Raw genomic sequence first — 15,697 nt, forward strand, 5'->3', positions numbered from 1 at the left:
CCGAGAGGAACGAGGCGGTGCGCCCGGAAGACGCCGGGTGGTGCGCCCCGGTACGCGCCGGGCATCGGGGAGATTATCCGTTCTGGAGAACGAGTTGCGCCGATCGAACTGGGTTCGCTCCGCGTCGTTCCCCCGGCCGATTGGCTTCGCTTCGCGCGGCGATCCCGGGCCGATTGGCTTCGTTTCGCGCGGCGGTTCTCCGGCGAGTTGGCTTCGTTTCGCGCCGAGGTCGGCGGGCGATCGGGCCGGGAGTCATCACCCGCGACGGCTGGTGGGGACGCAGCAACGTTCGGGTTCTCAAAGAAGACGCGGCCCGGGCTCGCCCGACGACGCGAAACGCGTCGGCGAGGCGTCCCAGACCGGCGTACGGGGGGCGCCCACGCCTAAATCATCGTGGAACGCGGCGATTTCAGTCACAAGAATCGTCGGATGGCACGGGAGGGGACGCCGGCGCCATCCTTCACCGCGTCACCGGGGCGGGGCGATCAGCCCTCGGCCGGCGTCGAGGCGGCGGCCTTGGCCCTGTCCTGTCGGATCTTGCGAGGCTTGGGGCGGCTCTTGCCGTACGACTTCCGGAACAGCTTGCCGCGCTTGGTCCGCTTATCGCCCTTGCCCATCGGCGGGTCGTCCTTCGCTTCGATGATCGTTCGTCGGGCCGGCCTCCCGGGGGTCGGGCGGGCCCGGTTGATTTCGTGGGAAGCCGCCATCATACCAGCGGCCCGGCGGAGATTCCAGGCCGCTCGTCCTCGGATAGCGACGTCCTCAGGGGCGCGGGGGAGGTCCCGGCTGCGCCGGAGGGTCGGGGGCGAAGGGCTCGGCGTCCTCGACGGGGTCGTAGAGGTCCTCCCAGGGGGTCCCGTCGACCTCCCGTCGGAGCAGCAGGTAGATCCGGGCGAAGGCCGACCAGAAGAAGCTGAACGCCCAGGCGTAGGCGACCAGGCCGACGCACCGGATCCAGACGCCGAGGAAGGTGTCCGGCCGAAGCCGGGGGAGGTCGTCGAAGGAGGGGGGCGGCGCGTTGCCCCGGGAGTCGAGGGCCCGGGAGATCGCCCGGAGCCGGTCGGGATCGGGGACGCCGATCGCGGGGGACCGAGACCGGAACCCGGCCTCGACCCACCGGTCTTCCCCTCCCAGGGCGAAGGCCCAGGACGCCAGGTGGACGACCAGGCCCGCGAACAGCCCGACGAGCAGGACCCCGACCGTGCCGAGACCCCACGAGCCGAGCACCGCCAGGGCGTAATGGCCCGCCCGGCGACGGGCATAGGAGAAGGCCCGGCCCAGGGCCTCGAACCCGTCCTCCCCCTCGACCGCCACGGTGAGCACCATCAGGGGCCAGGTGAAGGCGACCCCCAACACCAGCATCGCCGAGGGCACCGCCAGCAGGATCGGCACGATCGCCAGCGCCGACGCGATCCCCCCGGAGAGCTCCGACCCCCACCGGCCGATCAGCCCGAGCACCGCCCCCGGGATCGCCAGGCCCGCCACCAGGGCCAGCGGCCCGAGCGGGGCCGTGACCAGCGAGGCGACCCGTCGGCCGACGAACCGGAGGGCCGAGCCGATCCCGAGGCCCTCGCCCCCCGGGGCGGCCGCGCCGACCGCCGCCATCCGGGCGATCGCCCCGCCGACCAGCCCCCAGACGAGCACCACCCAGGCCAGCTCGACCAGCGACCGGGCGAAGACGGCGTTCCCCCGACCGATCGCGAAGAGGCCTCGGAGCGGGTCGAGGAGCACGAACCAGGGATCGGCCGCGATCGAGGAGGCCGATCCCAGCCCGGCCCCCCACCCCTGACCCTCCGAAATGCCGGGGGCGAGCCGCCATCCGAGGCCGACGCCCGTTTGCTCCCCCGGGAAGATCACCCGGGACGCCCAGGTCCCCAGCCGGGTCAGGACTACCCCGACGACCGCCATCGCCAGCGACTTCGGGGCCGAGGCCGCCGCCAACGCCCCCGACAACCGGAGCCAGGCCGGGCTCGGGCCGCCGTCGGGCGGGGCAGGGGAGGGCGGTTGGGGATGATCAGCGGGCAAGGGCAGGGCTCCGGGGGAGGGGGGACGGATCGAACCTGGCGACGGTCCCGGCCCGGCCGTCCGGAGGGCCTCCTCGGCCCCGCCGATCCTCGACGGGCCATCGAGGGCCTCGGACCGGGCCTCGGGATTCGGATTCCGACATCGATCTCGGCCGGCGATCAGGGCAGAGTGCAGGCCAGCACGGTCGCCTCCCCGGCCTCGGCGGTCATCGTGCAGGAGCCGATGGAGGCCGGCAGCAGGAGCGTCTCGCCGAGGCCGACCGGGTACGACTCGCCCCCGTAGGACACCGAGGCCGAGCCGCCGAGCCCGACCAGGGCGGTGAACCGGGAGCGGTCGGCGGCGCCGACCGAGGCCGGGCCGGTCACCCGGAGCCGGTCCAGGAGGAAGTACGGGCACCGGACGAGGTGTTCGAGGGTCCCGCCTTCCATCGGCTCGGGCCGGGTCCGGACGGGATCGACGGGCCCCCCGGAGAAGTCGGTGACCTCCAGCGCCTCGGCGACGTGCAATTGCCGGGGACGGCCGTCGGGCCCGAGGCGTCCCCAGTCGAAGACGCGGAAGGTGGCGTCGGACATCTGCTGGACCTCGGCCAGCATCACCCCGGCGCCGATGGCGTGTACGGTCCCCGCCGGGATGTGGATGCAGTCCCCCGGCGTCGGCTCGAAGGAGTGCAGGAACTCCTCGACGCGGCCCGACCCTAGCGCCTCGGCGAACCGGGGCCGCGTCACCCCCTCCTTGAGCCCGGCGTAGATCCGGCTGCCCGGGTCGGCGGCGATCACCACCCAGGACTCGTTCTTGCCGTTGTCGTCGGCCAGGCGTCGGCCCTGGGCGTCGTCCGGGTGGACCTGGACCGAGAGCACCCGGTTGGCGTCGATGAACTTCACCAGCAGGGGGAACTGGTCCCGGGGGGCGAGGCCCGGCCCGAGCAGCTCGGGGCCCCGGCCGACGACCAGGTCGTGCAGGGTCGAGCCGTCGAGCGGGCCCCCCCGGACGACGCTCCGGCCGTGTCGGTGGTCGGAGAGCTCCCAGGACTCGGCGTAGTCCGACTCGGGGCCGATCGGCTTGTGCAGCAGGTCCCCCAGGCGTCGGCCCCCCCAGATCAGGCGCTTCAAAATGGGGTCGAAGCGCAGGGGGGTCAGCGGTCCTTCGGTGTTCATCACGGGTCTCGTCTCGTCGGCTCGAGGCGACCTCGGCGGCCCGCCCGGCGGGGAGGGGCTGCCCGACTTGTACGGGAGTCCCGCCGCCTTGTCCAGCCGGCGACGCCCGGGGGTGCCCCCCCGGTCGCCGGGTTCCGCTCATCCCGGGCGGCCGGATCGGCCGATCATCCGGATCGGCGGGGACCGTCCTGCTCGGGGGTCGATCGGTCGTAAGACGTCGGCCGACCGGGGCGGGACCGCGACGAGAGGACCGGAGGAGGAGCCGTGACGAATCGAACCGCGATCGGCAGGATCGCCCCGGTCCTGGCGGCCTTGCTCGCGCCGGGGGCCGCCGAGGGGAGGCAGGACTCGGGGCCGGCCGGCCAGGTCGAGATCGGCGCGCCCGGCTTCGAGTCCCCGGTCAGCTCGAGCCTCGGCCAGATGCCGGGTTCCGGGGGGAACCTCGGCGGCAACGCGCCCGGCTCCGACCGGCCGGTGATCGGGGGGGGGACCGGGGCCTCGGGCCGGGTGCCGCCGAGCCTCTCGACGCCCGGGGGGGACCAGTTCCAGGACCTCGGCGGGGCCGGGATGGGGCTGGTCCCGGGCCTGCCGGAGCCCTCGGTGCCGATCTTCGGCCCGATGACGATCTCCGACATCGAGGACGAGGGGCCGCCCGACGGCCTGACGCTGGACCAGGCCGTCGCGCTGCTGGTCCGCAACAACCTCACCCTCCGCAGCCGGTTCTTCGAGCTGCCCAAGGCCCGGGCCGACATCCTCACCGCCAGCCTGTATCCGAATCCCTTGCTCTTCTACGACGCCCAGCTCGTGCCCTACGGCAATTACTCCGAGGAGCAGCCGGGGGGGCCGGTGCAGCACGACCTGAACATCCAGCACCCGATCGACCTGACCAACAAGGTCGGCGCCCGGACCCGGGTGGCCGAGCGGGCCTACACGGTCCTGGAGGCCCAGTACCGGGACGCCGTCCGGATCGAGATGGACAACCTGTATCGCACCTACCTCGGCGTCCTGCTGGCCCGGCGGGCGGTCGACTTCTCCCGGGCGGCCGTCACCGGCCTGGAGTCGTTCCTGGAGACGGTCCGGGACCGGCGGCAGGAGGAGCTGGCGACCGAGGTCGACGTGAACCAGATCCTGCTGCTCCGGGAGCAGGCGATGATCGGCCTGGAGGACGCGATCCAGTCGGAGCGGGCCGCCAAGATCCGGCTCGGGACGCTGCTGAACCTGCCGCCGTCGCAGGCCGAGCAGATCCCGATCCGGGGCACCTTATTCAAGACCGAGACGCCGGACCCTCCCCTGGGAGCGGCGCTCGTCCGGCTTGCCCTGGAATCCCGGCCCGACCTGGCCGCCTTCCGGATGGGGGTCGACCGCAGCCGGGCGGACCTGGATCTGGCCCTGGCCAACCGCCTGGCCGACGTCTACATGCTCTACCAGCCCTTCACCTACCAGGACAACGACGTCGGCGTCGGCGAGCAAGGCTCGTACTCCTGGGCCCTCGGCCTGACGGTCCCGCTGCCGCTCTACAACCGCAACCAGGGGAACATCCAGCGGGCGAAGCTGAACGTCGAGCAGACGAAGGTGGAGCTGACGAGCCAGGAGCGCCAGGTGGTCGCCGAGGTGATCCAGGCCGAGCGCGAGTACCTCGTCTCCCGGGCCGCCGCCGAGCGCCTCCGCCAGGTCTCCCGCCCCGCCGCCGAGCAGATCCTCGAGACGGCCAAGCTCCGCTACCGGGCCGGCGAGCAGGACCTGCTCTACGTCCTCAACGCCTACCGGGAGTACAACGGCTTCGTCCGCCAGTACCTCTCCACCTGGCTCCGATACCGCCGGGCCATGCTCTCGCTGAACACGGCCGTCGGCCGCCGGATCCTGCCCTGACCGGGGGCGGGGTCGGGGATGGGCGTGCCCGACCCCGGCCTCCCCGACGGCCTGCCTTCCGGGCAATTCGCGATCACTCCCCCGCCCGTCGGCGGTAGAACCGCAGCCACTCGCCTCCCTGGCGTTCGGCGAGGCCCGAGAAGGCCGCATCGATCGCCACCCTCGGCGGCGACCCGGCCCGTTCCAGCTCGACCCCCTGGAGGACGAGCCGCTCGGTCTCCCCCTTCCAGTCGCCGGTCGCCTTGCCCCGGGCCAGCGCGGCGAAGTACCAGACGCGGGCGTCGTCGGGCTCCTGCTCCAGCAGCTCGAAGAACGTGTCCCGGGCCGCCGAGAACTGGTCGGATCGGAACTGCCGAATGCCCTGCTCCAGGGCCGACTCGTCCTCGTCGTCCTCCCCGGCGCCCGGCCGGAGGACCCGTCGGAGGTTCGTCGAGTCGTCGGGGCCGGCGTCGGAGGTCGGCCCGGCCTCCGGGGCCCCGCCGCCCTCGTCGCCGGGCGACCCGAGGCCGCCGCCGATCAGCCCGCCGGCCCCGCCGCCGAGCCCGCCCCCCGGGGCGGCGGCGTCGACCCGGTCGCTGATGGTCGTCAGCCGGGATTCCACCTGGTCCAGCAGGTCGGACATCTCGTCCAGCCGATCGGACCGCTGCTGGAGCTGCTGGGCCAGGCCCTCGACGCCCTGGGCGTCCCCCTCGATCGCGTCGAGCCGCTCGGAGACTTCCGAGAGCCTCGTGGCCATCTGCTCCACCTGCGAGCCGGAGGCGGGGTCGGGGCGACTGCTCAGCTCCTCCCGGAGCCGGGCGACCTGCTCGGCGAGCTGGTCGATGCGTTCGGACTGCTGCCGGGCCATCGAGCCCGAGTCGCCCATGCCCCCCGCGCCGTAGGCGCCGGGCTGCTCGCCGGCGGGCAGACCCTCCGGGCGATCCTGGGAGGGGTCCCCGGCCATCGACGTTCCTCGATCGCCCGAGCCCCCGGGCTCGGCATCCTCGGCCGACCCCGGGCCCTCGCCCTCCCCCTCGGCCTGGGCCCCCCCCGACCCGGACGAGCCGCCGAGGAAGGCGCCATAGGCCCAGGCGCCGAGCAGGCCGAAGATCAGGGCCAGGGCCGCGGTGATGGCCAGGTTCATCACGCTCACGGAGCCCCCCGAGCCGCCCCCACCCGCCTCCCGACCGCCCCCTCCTCGGTCCCGATCGCCGTGCGGACCGGCGCCTTCCCGGGGGCCGACGCCCGGGGGGGCGTCGGCGGGGGAGACACCCTCGGCGCCCTCGGTGACGATGTACTGGCTCCTCGATTCGTCGATGATCTCGTCCCGTCGCGGCTCGTCTCGTTCCCCTGCCATGGTCTCCCCCCGCTGTGTCGGCCCGGAAGGCGGGGCCCCCGTTCGCCGGCCCGACCGACGGGCCGCCGGGTCCCCACACCCCGTATCCATGCAGATCGGATGCCCTGGGCACCGGGGGCAATCGGCATCGAACTTGCACGAACTCGCATCCAGATTCACTTGAACCGAGTGGTGGGCAGTCGGCGCCCCGGCCGTTCGACCTGCGCGCACCCCGGCGTGGTCCCCGAGACGTGCGAACATCCCCATGAATACCTTCGATCGAAGACTCCCGGCCCGCCGCGTCGCCGTCGTCTCGGGCGCGGTGGCGGCGCTGCTGGTGGTCGGGTTCCTGCTGATGGCCTGGGGCCCCTGGTCCGGAGGGCCGGAGGGGGGATCGGGCGAGGGGGAGGAGTCCGCCGGCGAGCAGGAGACGAGCCCGCAGCGGGCCGGCGTCATCGCCGTCACCGGGGAGCGGCAGCGGGCGCTGGGGATTCGGACCGCCGAGGTCCGCACCGGGGTCGTCTCCCAGGTCTTCGACGCGCCCGGCCAGATCGTGCCCGACGAGGCGAGGCATGCCTACATCACGCCGAGGGCCCCGGGCGTGGTGCGCAGCGTCTCGGTCCAGATCGGCCAGCAGGTCGAGGAGGGGCAACTGCTGGCCCAGGTCGACAGCCAGGAGGTGGCCGACGCGAGGCTGCACCTGATCGACGCGCTGCAGCAGCTGGAGATCGCCCGGGCCCGGCTCAACTGGCAGCAGACGATCTACGAGAACGCCCTGGACATGATCGAGGCCCTGGAGCGGGACACGCCCCCGGAGGAGATCCAGGAGGCCTTCGCCGACCGCCCCGTCGGCGAGACCCGGGAGCGGCTGATGCAGGCTTATGCGCAGCTCTACCTGTCGGGCTACGAGGAGGACCTCTACGAGAACCTCAAGGACCGGGACGCCGTCGCCCCGGCCCGGTACCGCGTCGAGCAGGCCGAGTTCGAGAAGGACCAGGCCATCTTCCGGGGGCTGATGGACCGCATGGCCTACGAGGTCACGCTCGACTACACGCTCGCCCGCCAGCGGCTCCGGGAGGCCCGGACGGCCGTCAAGGTCGAGCTGGAGACCCTCCGGGTGCTCAACGCCTCCCCCGACGAAATCCTCCGCCGGTTCGAGTCCGGCGAGCTGACCCGGGACACCCCCGAGGGCACCGCCGAGGCCACACTCCGCCAGGCCGCCGAGGCGGCCACCGACCCCTCCCGGGAGGTCGAGCAACTGCGACGGGAGCAGGGGGAGACGCCGGTGAGCACCTACGACATCCGGGCCCCATTCTCCGGCACCGTCCTGGAGCGCGGCCGGATCGTCCCCGGCGTGGTCATCGACGGCCAGGAGCAGCTCTTCACCATGGCCGACCTGCACGAGGTCTGGGTCGAGGCCCACGTCCACGAGGGGGACTTCTTCCTCCTCCAGCAGGCCGAGGGGGGCACGATCGCGTTCACCACGGCGGCCTACCCCGGCCGCGTCTTCGAGGGCCGGGTGCTCTACACCGGCGACCTCGTCGACGAGAAGAGCCGGACCATCCGCATGATCGCCCAGGCCGACAACCCCGACCGCCTGCTCAAGCCGGGCATGTTCGTCGAGATCCGCGTCCGGGCCGAGGACCCGCAGGAACTGCCGCTCGCCCCCTCCTCCGCCATCCTCACCGAGGGGGACGAGCGACTCGTCTTCGTCCAGACCGGCCCCGAGCGGTTCGAGCGACGGGCCATCCGCACCGGCCGACGCGACGAGCAGGAGGACGTCGTCGCGGTCCTGGAGGGCCTGGACGAGGGGGACCGTGTGGTCGTCCACGGCGCCTTCGAGCTCAAGGCGGAGATGATCGCCGAGGGCGAGAGCCGCACCTCGGTCCTCGGCCGGGAAGGGGGCGAGGCCGGCCCCGGCGCCCCCACCGGGCCGGACCGGGGCGGCCGGACGGATGACGGCGGCGGGCCGGGCGCCGGCGACTGAGCCGGCGCCACGCCGCGACACGATGGGACATCGACGATGGTTGACGGACTGATCCGATCCGCCCTCACCCACCGGGGGCTCGTGCTGCTGCTTCTGATCGCCCTGATCGCCTCCGGCGTCTACTGCGCCCTGAACCTGCGCATGGGCGCCCAGCCCGACATCACCCCCCCCCTGGTGGCGGTGCTGACCGACGCGCCTGCCCTGAGCCCCGAGGAGGTCGAGCAGTTCATCACCATCCCGATCGAGAACGGGCTGAACGCCATCCCCAAGATCGAGGAGATCCGCTCGATCTCCCAGCAGGGCCTCTCGGTCATCCGCGTGATCTTCACTCGCGGCACCGACATCTACTGGGCCCGCGCCCAGGTCTCGCAGCAGCTGGAGCAGATCCGCGGCCAGATCCCCGAGGGGTTCGGCAACCCCCGGATGGGGCCGATCACCACCGGCCTCGGCGAGATCGTCCAGTTCGAGCTCCGCAACGCCCCCGGCGCCGAGGACCCGAAGTCCCCGATGGAACTGCGGACGATCCTCGACTGGGAGGTCGCCCTCCCGCTCCGGAGCGTGCCCGGCGTCGTCGGCGTCAACTCCTTCGGCGGCCTGCTGAAGACCTACCGCGCCGAGGTCGACCCGAACCGACTGCTCGCCCGGGGCATCCCGATGGACGACGTCTACTCCGCCCTGCGCAACAACAACGCCAACGCCGGCGGCGGCTACTACCAGCGCAACGGGGAGGTCCGCATCATCCGCGGCGAGGGCCTGATCCGCACGACCGAGGACATGGACCGCATCGTCCTGGACACCACCGACGACGGCACGCCGATCTCCATCCGGGATGTCGGCCGCTCGGCCATCGCCCCCATGCTCCGGCAAGGGGCCGTCACCCGGGACGGCCAGGGCGAGGCCGTCATGGCCATCACCTACATGCTGCTGGGCGAGAACGCCCGGGTGGTCGTCGGCCGGGTCGAGGAGAAGCTCGAGGAGATCCGCGGGAAGCTGGAGCCGATGGGCGTCGAGATCGAGGTCTTCTACAATCGCGGCCGGCTGATCGAGACGACCCTGCACACCGTCGGCGAGAACCTCGTCATCGGCGGCATCCTGGTGATCGCCGTCCTGCTCTTCCTGCTGGGCAACTGGCGGGCGGCGCTGATCACCGCGGCGGTCATCCCCCTGTCGATGGTCTGCGCCATCGACGCGATGTTCATGGCCGGCATCGCCGGCAGCCTGCTGTCGCTCGGGGCGATCGACTTCGGCCTGATCGTCGACAGCTCGGTGATCGTCGTCGAGAACATCGTCCGGAGGCTCTCGCTGGCCGACGAGGACGACTCCAAGCTCGGCGTCGTCTTCGACGCCGCCCGGGAGGTGAAGACGCCGGTGCTCTACGGCGTCGGCATCATCACCATGGTCAACCTGCCGATCCTGGCGCTGATCGGCGTCGAGGGGGCCATGTTCCGGCCGATGGCCCTGACGCTGATCTTCGCCCTCTCCGGCTCGATGCTCCTGTCCCTGACGCTCGTCCCCGTGGCCGCCGCCTCCTTCCTGAAGATGGGCGAGCGCGAGCAGGAAACCTGGCTGATCCGCCAGGCCAAGAAGCTCTACACGCCGGTCTTGCCCTGGGTCCTCGACCACCCCTGGCCGGTCATCTTCGCCTTCCTCATCGCCCTGGCGGCGAGCATCCCGCCGGTCTTCATCATGGGGTTGGAGTTCATCCCCCAGCTCGACGAGGGGGACATCACCATCGTCATGACCCGGCCGGCCAGCGCCTCGCTGGAGGAGGGCATCGAGCAGTCCACCCGCTTCGAGCAGGCGGTGCTCGAGCGCTTCCCCGACAAGGTCGAGTCGGTCCTCTGCCGCACCGGCCGCCCCGAGATCGGCCTCGACCCCGCCCCCCTGAACCGCACCGACGCCTTCGTCTTCCTCAAGGAGTACGGCGTCTGGGACCGGGACGCCGACGGCGAGCCCGACCCCGACGACGACATCAAGAACAAGGACGACCTCATCAAGGCCCTCGAGGAGCTGTGCGCCTACCAGCTCCCCGGCACCAAGCTCAACTTCAGCCAGCCGATCGAGGTCCGCTTCGACGAGATGATCTCCGGCGTCCGGGGGGACGTCGGCATCGCCCTCTTCGGCCCCGACCTCGACGTGCTGCACCGCAAGGCCGGCGAGATGGCCGAGATCCTCAAGACCGTCGAGGGGGCGGCCGACATCAAGGCCCGGCCCATCCGAGGCCTGCCGTACCTCCGCGTCGTCGTCGACCGCCAGCAGATCGCCCGCTACGGCATCAACGTCAAGGACGTGCTCGACGCCGTCCGCGCCATGGGGGGCTACACCGTCGGCCAGGTCGTCGTCGGCAAGCGACGCTTCGACCTCCAGGTCCGCTACGAGCTGGAGGATCGCAACGACGTCGAGTCGATCGGCGAGATCAAGATCGCCGACGCCCGGGGCCGGATGATCCCCCTGCGCGACCTCTGCGACCTGAGGATCGAGGACGGCATCTACGAGATCCGCCACCGCGACCGAGAGCGCCGGGCCCTGGTCCAGTGCAACGTCCGGGGCCGCGACCTCGCCGGCTTCGTCGCCGCCGGCAAGCGGGCCTTCGACGAGCAGCTGGAGCTGCCCCCCGGCTATCGGGTCGAGTGGGGAGGGGTCTACGACAACCTCCAGTCGGCCAGCCGTCGGATGACGATCGTCCTGCCGCTGTCGCTGCTGCTGATCTTCCTGCTGCTCTACGCCACCTTCGGCTCGATGAAGCTCGGCCTCCTGATCTTCCTGTCGATCCCCTTCGCCACCACCGGCGGCATCTGGCTGCTGTTCCTCCGGGGGATCGACTTCAGCATCTCGGCGGGCATCGGCTTCATCTGCCTGGCCGGCGTCTCGGTCCTCGACGGCCTAGTGCTCGTCTCGGCGATCCGGGACCGCCTGACCCAGGGGGGCGAGTCGATGCGAGACTCCATCTACGAGGCCTCCATGGAACGCCTCCGCCCGATCCTCATGACCGGCCTGGTCGCCAGCCTCGGCTTCGTGCCGATGGCCTTCAACACCGGCATCGGCGCCACGGTCCAGCGCCCCCTGGCCACGGTGGTCGTCGGCGGCATCGTCACCAGCACCCTGATGAAGCTCCTCCTGCTGCCGGCCATCTATCACTGGTTCGACCCCGGCCCCCCGGCCGACCCGTCGGACGGGGACGGCTTCGACGGCCCCGGGCCCGATGATGACGACGGGGATCACGCCCCCTGACGCCCCCCCGGTCTCCCTTGCGGCAGGACGGGGGATGGGAAACAATGGGGAAATTGGCCCTCCCATCGGGACCGAACCGACGGACGAGACTTATGCGACGGCCCCGGACGTCCGCCCCGCCGCCGATCCCGGCGGCCGTCCTGCTCGCGCTGATGATCCCCCTGGCCGTCGAGGGCCGGGCCCAGCCCGTCGGCGGGCCGGTCGTCGGCACGAAGGGCTCGAAGGTCTACCACGACCTCGACTGCGGCTCCGCCCGGCGACTCTCCGGCCCGAACCGGGTCCCCTTCGCCACCCCCGGGCTCGCCGAGGCCTCCGGCTTCCGGGCCTGCCGCTCCTGCGAGCCGGACGAGGCGATCCGCATGGTCTCCCTCTTCGCCGCCCGACCTCCCGGGCAGGGCGAGGGCGAGGGCGACGACGGGGGCGAGGGCGAGGACGGCGGGCCGAAGTTCTCGACCCACGTGGCCCCGGCCCTCGTGGCCAACTGCGTCCGATGCCACAACGCGGACGACCGCCGGGGCGGATTCGACCTCTCCACCTTCCGGGCCCTGATGGCCGGCGCCGACTCCGGGCCCGTCGTCGCGCCGGACGCGCCCGCCGAGAGCGAGCTGCTGCGGAGGATCACGGGGGAAGCCACCCCGAAGATGCCCCCCGGCGACACCGACCTCGCCCCCGAGACGATCGCGAGGATCGAGGCCTGGATCGCCGCCGGGGCCCCGCTCGACCCCGGGGCCGACCCCGGCGCCCCGATCTCCGAGCTCGCCGCCTCCCCCGAGCAGCTCCGCGCCCTCGAACTCGCCCGGCTCTCCGACGACGACCGCCGCCTCCTGCTCGTCGAGGCCGCCAACCGCCGATGGGCCCAGGCCGGCGCCCCCGGCGAGCCGGCCCTGGCCGCCGGGGACCGCACCCTGGTCTTCGGCGCGCTGCCCGAGGCCCGCGCCGGGACGCTCTCGAAGACGCTCGACCGGGCCCAGGAGACGGCCCGGGCGCTGCTCTCCCGGCCCGGGATGCCCGCCCTGGCCGGCCCGATGGCGCTGAGCGTCTACGTCTTCGACGACCGCAACCACTACGCCGAGTTCGCCCGGACCGTCGCCGGCCAGGAGCCCGCCGAGGGGGAACGGGCCCGGGCCGACCTCTCCGGGGAGGCACCGTACCTGGCCGCGCTCGACCCCCTCGGCGGCCGGGAGGAGTCGGAGTTCGGCGAGGGGGGGACCGGGAGGGGGCTCGACGCCCTGCTCGTCGAGCAGCTCGGCGCCGGCGCCGTCTCGGCCGCCGGTGCCGAGGCCCCGCGCTGGCTGGCCCTCGGCTACGGCGCCCTGCTCGCCTCGAAGCTCGAACCCCGGGGGGCCGAGGTCGCCCGGCTCCGGGCCGGGGCCGTCCGGGCCTATCAGGTCGGCTGGACGACCAAGGCCGGCGAGGCCCTCGGCGACGTGCTCGACCCCGACGAGACCCGGGCCCTCGGCTTCAGCCTGCTGGAATGGCTCTCCGCCGCCAACCCCCGGGCCGTCGGGCCGTTCGTCCGGGGGATGCTCGGCGGCCGGGACCGCCTGGACGACGGCATCCAGCAACTCTTCGGCGCCAGCCGGGAGCAATTCCTCTCCGCCTGGGGCCAGTGGGTCGCCGCCCGATACGGCCGAGGACGCTGATCCCATGTCCGATCCCGAGTCCGAGGTGGGCGCCCCGGGGCCCGACCGCCGCCCCTCCGCCGCCGACCCCTACTTCATCCCCTCCGGGGCCGGCACCCGCCACGCCCCGTTCCCCGGCGTCGAGCTGTTCGTCTCCGCCGGCAGGGGCCTGATGCTGTCCGTCGTCGAGTTCCAGCCCGGCGGCGTCGTCCCCGAGCATGCCCACCCCCACGAGCAGATGGGCTACCTCGTCTCCGGCCGCCTGGAGTTCACCGTCGGCGGCCTGACCCGGATCCTCGGCCCCGGCGACCTCTGGCGGATCCCCGGGGGCGTCCCCCACCGCGTCGTCGCCCTCGACGGCCCCGCCGTGGCCCTCGACGCCTTCCACCCCATCCGGGAAGATTACCTCCGCCACCCGTCCCCCTGCCCGTCCTGCGGGACCCTCCTCGAAGGGCACGGCGTAACCTGCTGGCACTGCGGCCGATCCGGGCAGGGCGGCCCGGTCGACCCGCCCCCCGCCCCCCGCTGAACCCCCCTCCACGGCGAGGGAAACCCGCCCGACCGGCGACGGCAAGGAACTTGCAACAGTCGCGCTCCTCGGCTACATCATGAATCTTTCGTGAATAAACCGCATAGGAGCGATGATGGCCAGCACCACCCTGGCGCCCGGGGCGCTCTCCCGGGCCGCACATTTCGTCCGACGCGAACTGCGGGATTCCCGGATCCTGCCCTTCCTCCTCCTGCTCATCGGGACCGACCTCCTCCTGTGCTCCCTCCATCTCCTCCATTATTTCACCAATCGGTTCAACCACCCGAACTGGAACCTGACGAGGGAGAAAGGCACGGGGGAATACTTCCAGTACCTGAAATACCTCTGGTGCTGCTGGATGCTGCTGACGGTCTTCTCCCGGCGGCGGGAGGCCAGCGACGTGGCGTGGGCCGGGCTGATGGCCTACCTGCTGCTGGACGACTACAAGGGGATGCACGAGAAGACCGGCAGGCTGATCGTCGAACGAGTGGGGTTCGAGCCCTGGCTCGGGCTGCGGGGGCAGGAATTCGGGGAGCTGTCCTATGTCCTGCTCGTCGGCTCGGTGATCGCGCTCGTGTTGGTCGCCTCATACCGGTACTCGGGCCGGCGGGCGCGGGCCGACTTCGCCGTGCTAGGCGCCCTGATGTTCGGGATGCTCGTGGCGGCGGTGGGCGTCGACACCCTGCACATCCTCGTGCTGAAGGACCGGATCCTGGAGCCGGTGCTCGGCATGCTCGAGGACGGCGGCGAGATGATCATCCTCAGCCTGATGACCGTCTACTGCTTCCACATGGCCTTGCGATCGCGGGACGACCGACCCGAGCCGATCCCCGGGTGACCCCTCGGCCGTCACCCCGGGGGCGGCCACCGCGAGGGTGAGATCCGCCGCGACGGCCCACGCCGGGATGCAGCCCGCCCCCCGAACGCGGGGCCATCCGGCCGACTCGGGCTGGCACGCCCGTTGCTCCCTCCATCCCGGGCCGGGCGCCCCCGATGTCCCCCGGGGAGATCACGCTCGGCGCCGGGAGGGGAGCCGATGCCGGACGTCGTCATCTACACCAAGAGTTGGTGCTCTTACTGCCAACGGGCGATGGACCTGCTCCGCCGCAAGGGTGTCGAGTACACCGAACTCGAAGTCTCCCGCGATGACGCATTGGAGGCCGAGATGGTCTCCAGGGCGGGAGGGCGTCGCACCGTGCCCCAGATTTTCATCGGCTCGGCCCACGTCGGGGGCTGCGACGACCTCCATCGGCTCGAGGCCGAGGGCCGACTGGACGCATTACTCCGCTGACCCCGGATCGTCGGCGGGGGAGCGGGCCGAGGCCAGGGCCCCGATCTCGCGGGCGAGGTTCGCACGCGCCCCGGCCTCGTACCGCTCGAAGAACGGCGCCGTGCGGTAGATCCGGGGCCGGGACGCGAACCCCTCCAGCACCCGGAGTCGCCCCTCCCGGTACGCATCTTCGGGGACGTGGGCGTACTCGGCCCGGATTTGCCGCCCGTACTCCTCGAAGCGCCCGGGAGGCTGGCCGAGGATGGACAGGTCGATGTCGACCATCAGCGTCTCGTCCCTCCCGGCCGGCCCGACCTCGTGCGAGGTGACGAGGATCAGCCCGGCGACCCGGGCGATCACCTCGCCCGAAACGCCGCACCGGCCCAGGACCGACCGGGCCAGCTCGACGCTCCTCCGCTCGTTCCCGGGGGAGGCGGGGTCATAAACCGCGTCGTGGAACCAGAGCGCCGCCTCGACCTCGGCGGGGCGGTCGGCCAGGGCCCGGGACCGATCCAGTTCGGCGAGGCAATCGGCGATGTGTCGATCGGAGTGGTAGGCCCGGGCCGGCTCTCCATAAGCCGCCGCCAGCCGCGCGAACCCCGAGGCGTCCGGCGAGGCGGCGCCGAGGGCCCGGAGGCACCGGAGATAGCGTTCGGGGTCGAGCATCGTGGGGGAGGCCCGGCCCGGGGCCGGGT

Annotated in this window: 12 protein-coding genes; 7 read left to right on the forward strand and 5 right to left on the reverse strand. The window is 72.5% G+C overall.

The annotated features are described in order from the left end of the window. Positions 1–485 precede the first annotated feature (485 nt). From ElP_RS37840 to ElP_RS10710, 3 genes are all read right to left on the reverse strand, one after another. Positions 486–617 carry a 30S ribosomal protein THX gene (locus ElP_RS37840; RefSeq protein WP_197446876.1) on the reverse strand — a complete coding sequence of 44 codons (132 nt, stop codon included), beginning with the start codon at positions 615–617 and terminating at the stop codon, positions 486–488. A 145-nt stretch (positions 618–762) separates the two neighbouring features. After that, complete coding sequence (locus tag ElP_RS37845; protein WP_197446877.1) at positions 763–2,025, reverse strand: hypothetical protein; 1,263 nt, start codon at positions 2,023–2,025, stop codon at positions 763–765. Between the two features lie 158 nt (positions 2,026–2,183). Continuing rightward, on the reverse strand, positions 2,184–3,179 hold the full coding sequence (locus tag ElP_RS10710; RefSeq protein WP_145269125.1) for a type I phosphomannose isomerase catalytic subunit: 996 nt from the start codon (positions 3,177–3,179) through the stop codon (positions 2,184–2,186). A gap of 264 nt (positions 3,180–3,443) precedes the next feature. Here ElP_RS10710 and ElP_RS10715 point away from each other — a divergent pair, with 264 nt between their 5' ends. Next, the gene (locus ElP_RS10715) at positions 3,444–5,048 is read left to right on the forward strand and encodes a TolC family protein (RefSeq protein WP_145269127.1); all 1,605 of its coding nucleotides are present in this window, start codon (positions 3,444–3,446) and stop codon (positions 5,046–5,048) included. A gap of 73 nt (positions 5,049–5,121) precedes the next feature. Here ElP_RS10715 and ElP_RS10720 read toward each other — a convergent pair whose 3' ends face one another. Continuing rightward, positions 5,122–6,384: a hypothetical protein gene (locus ElP_RS10720; RefSeq protein WP_145269128.1), complete on the reverse strand. Its 1,263-nt coding sequence runs from the start codon at positions 6,382–6,384 to the stop codon at positions 5,122–5,124. 244 nt (positions 6,385–6,628) lie between these two features. Here ElP_RS10720 and ElP_RS10725 point away from each other — a divergent pair, with 244 nt between their 5' ends. The 6 genes from ElP_RS10725 to grxC all read left to right on the forward strand — a co-directional run bounded on the left by ElP_RS10725 (position 6,629) and on the right by grxC (position 15,023). Further along, a complete protein-coding gene (locus ElP_RS10725; RefSeq protein WP_145269130.1) occupies positions 6,629–8,350 on the forward strand; it encodes an efflux RND transporter periplasmic adaptor subunit in 1,722 nt (573 codons plus the stop codon). 36 nt (positions 8,351–8,386) lie between these two features. After that, positions 8,387–11,581: an efflux RND transporter permease subunit gene (locus ElP_RS10730; RefSeq protein ID WP_145269131.1), complete on the forward strand. Its 3,195-nt coding sequence runs from the start codon at positions 8,387–8,389 to the stop codon at positions 11,579–11,581. Between the two features lie 92 nt (positions 11,582–11,673). Continuing rightward, the gene (locus ElP_RS40590; RefSeq protein ID WP_197446878.1) at positions 11,674–13,224 is read left to right on the forward strand and encodes a c-type cytochrome domain-containing protein; all 1,551 of its coding nucleotides are present in this window, start codon (positions 11,674–11,676) and stop codon (positions 13,222–13,224) included. Between the two features lie 4 nt (positions 13,225–13,228). Further along, the gene (locus ElP_RS10740; protein ID WP_145269135.1) at positions 13,229–13,732 is read left to right on the forward strand and encodes a cupin domain-containing protein; all 504 of its coding nucleotides are present in this window, start codon (positions 13,229–13,231) and stop codon (positions 13,730–13,732) included. Between the two features lie 112 nt (positions 13,733–13,844). Next, complete coding sequence (locus ElP_RS10745; protein ID WP_145269137.1) at positions 13,845–14,570, forward strand: hypothetical protein; 726 nt, start codon at positions 13,845–13,847, stop codon at positions 14,568–14,570. A 198-nt stretch (positions 14,571–14,768) separates the two neighbouring features. Beyond that, positions 14,769–15,023 carry a glutaredoxin 3 gene (grxC, locus tag ElP_RS10750; RefSeq protein ID WP_145269139.1) on the forward strand — a complete coding sequence of 85 codons (255 nt, stop codon included), beginning with the start codon at positions 14,769–14,771 and terminating at the stop codon, positions 15,021–15,023. On the opposite strand, the gene ElP_RS10755 is transcribed toward grxC, so the two are convergent. Next, positions 15,012–15,668, reverse strand: a complete 657-nt coding sequence (locus tag ElP_RS10755) for an HD domain-containing protein (RefSeq protein WP_197446879.1) — start codon at positions 15,666–15,668, stop codon at positions 15,012–15,014. The genes grxC and ElP_RS10755 overlap by 12 nt on opposite strands. Positions 15,669–15,697: the final 29 nt, after the last annotated feature.

Origin of the sequence: Tautonia plasticadhaerens (assembly GCF_007752535.1) — a bacterium.
Lineage (GTDB): Bacteria > Planctomycetota > Planctomycetia > Isosphaerales > Isosphaeraceae > Tautonia > Tautonia plasticadhaerens.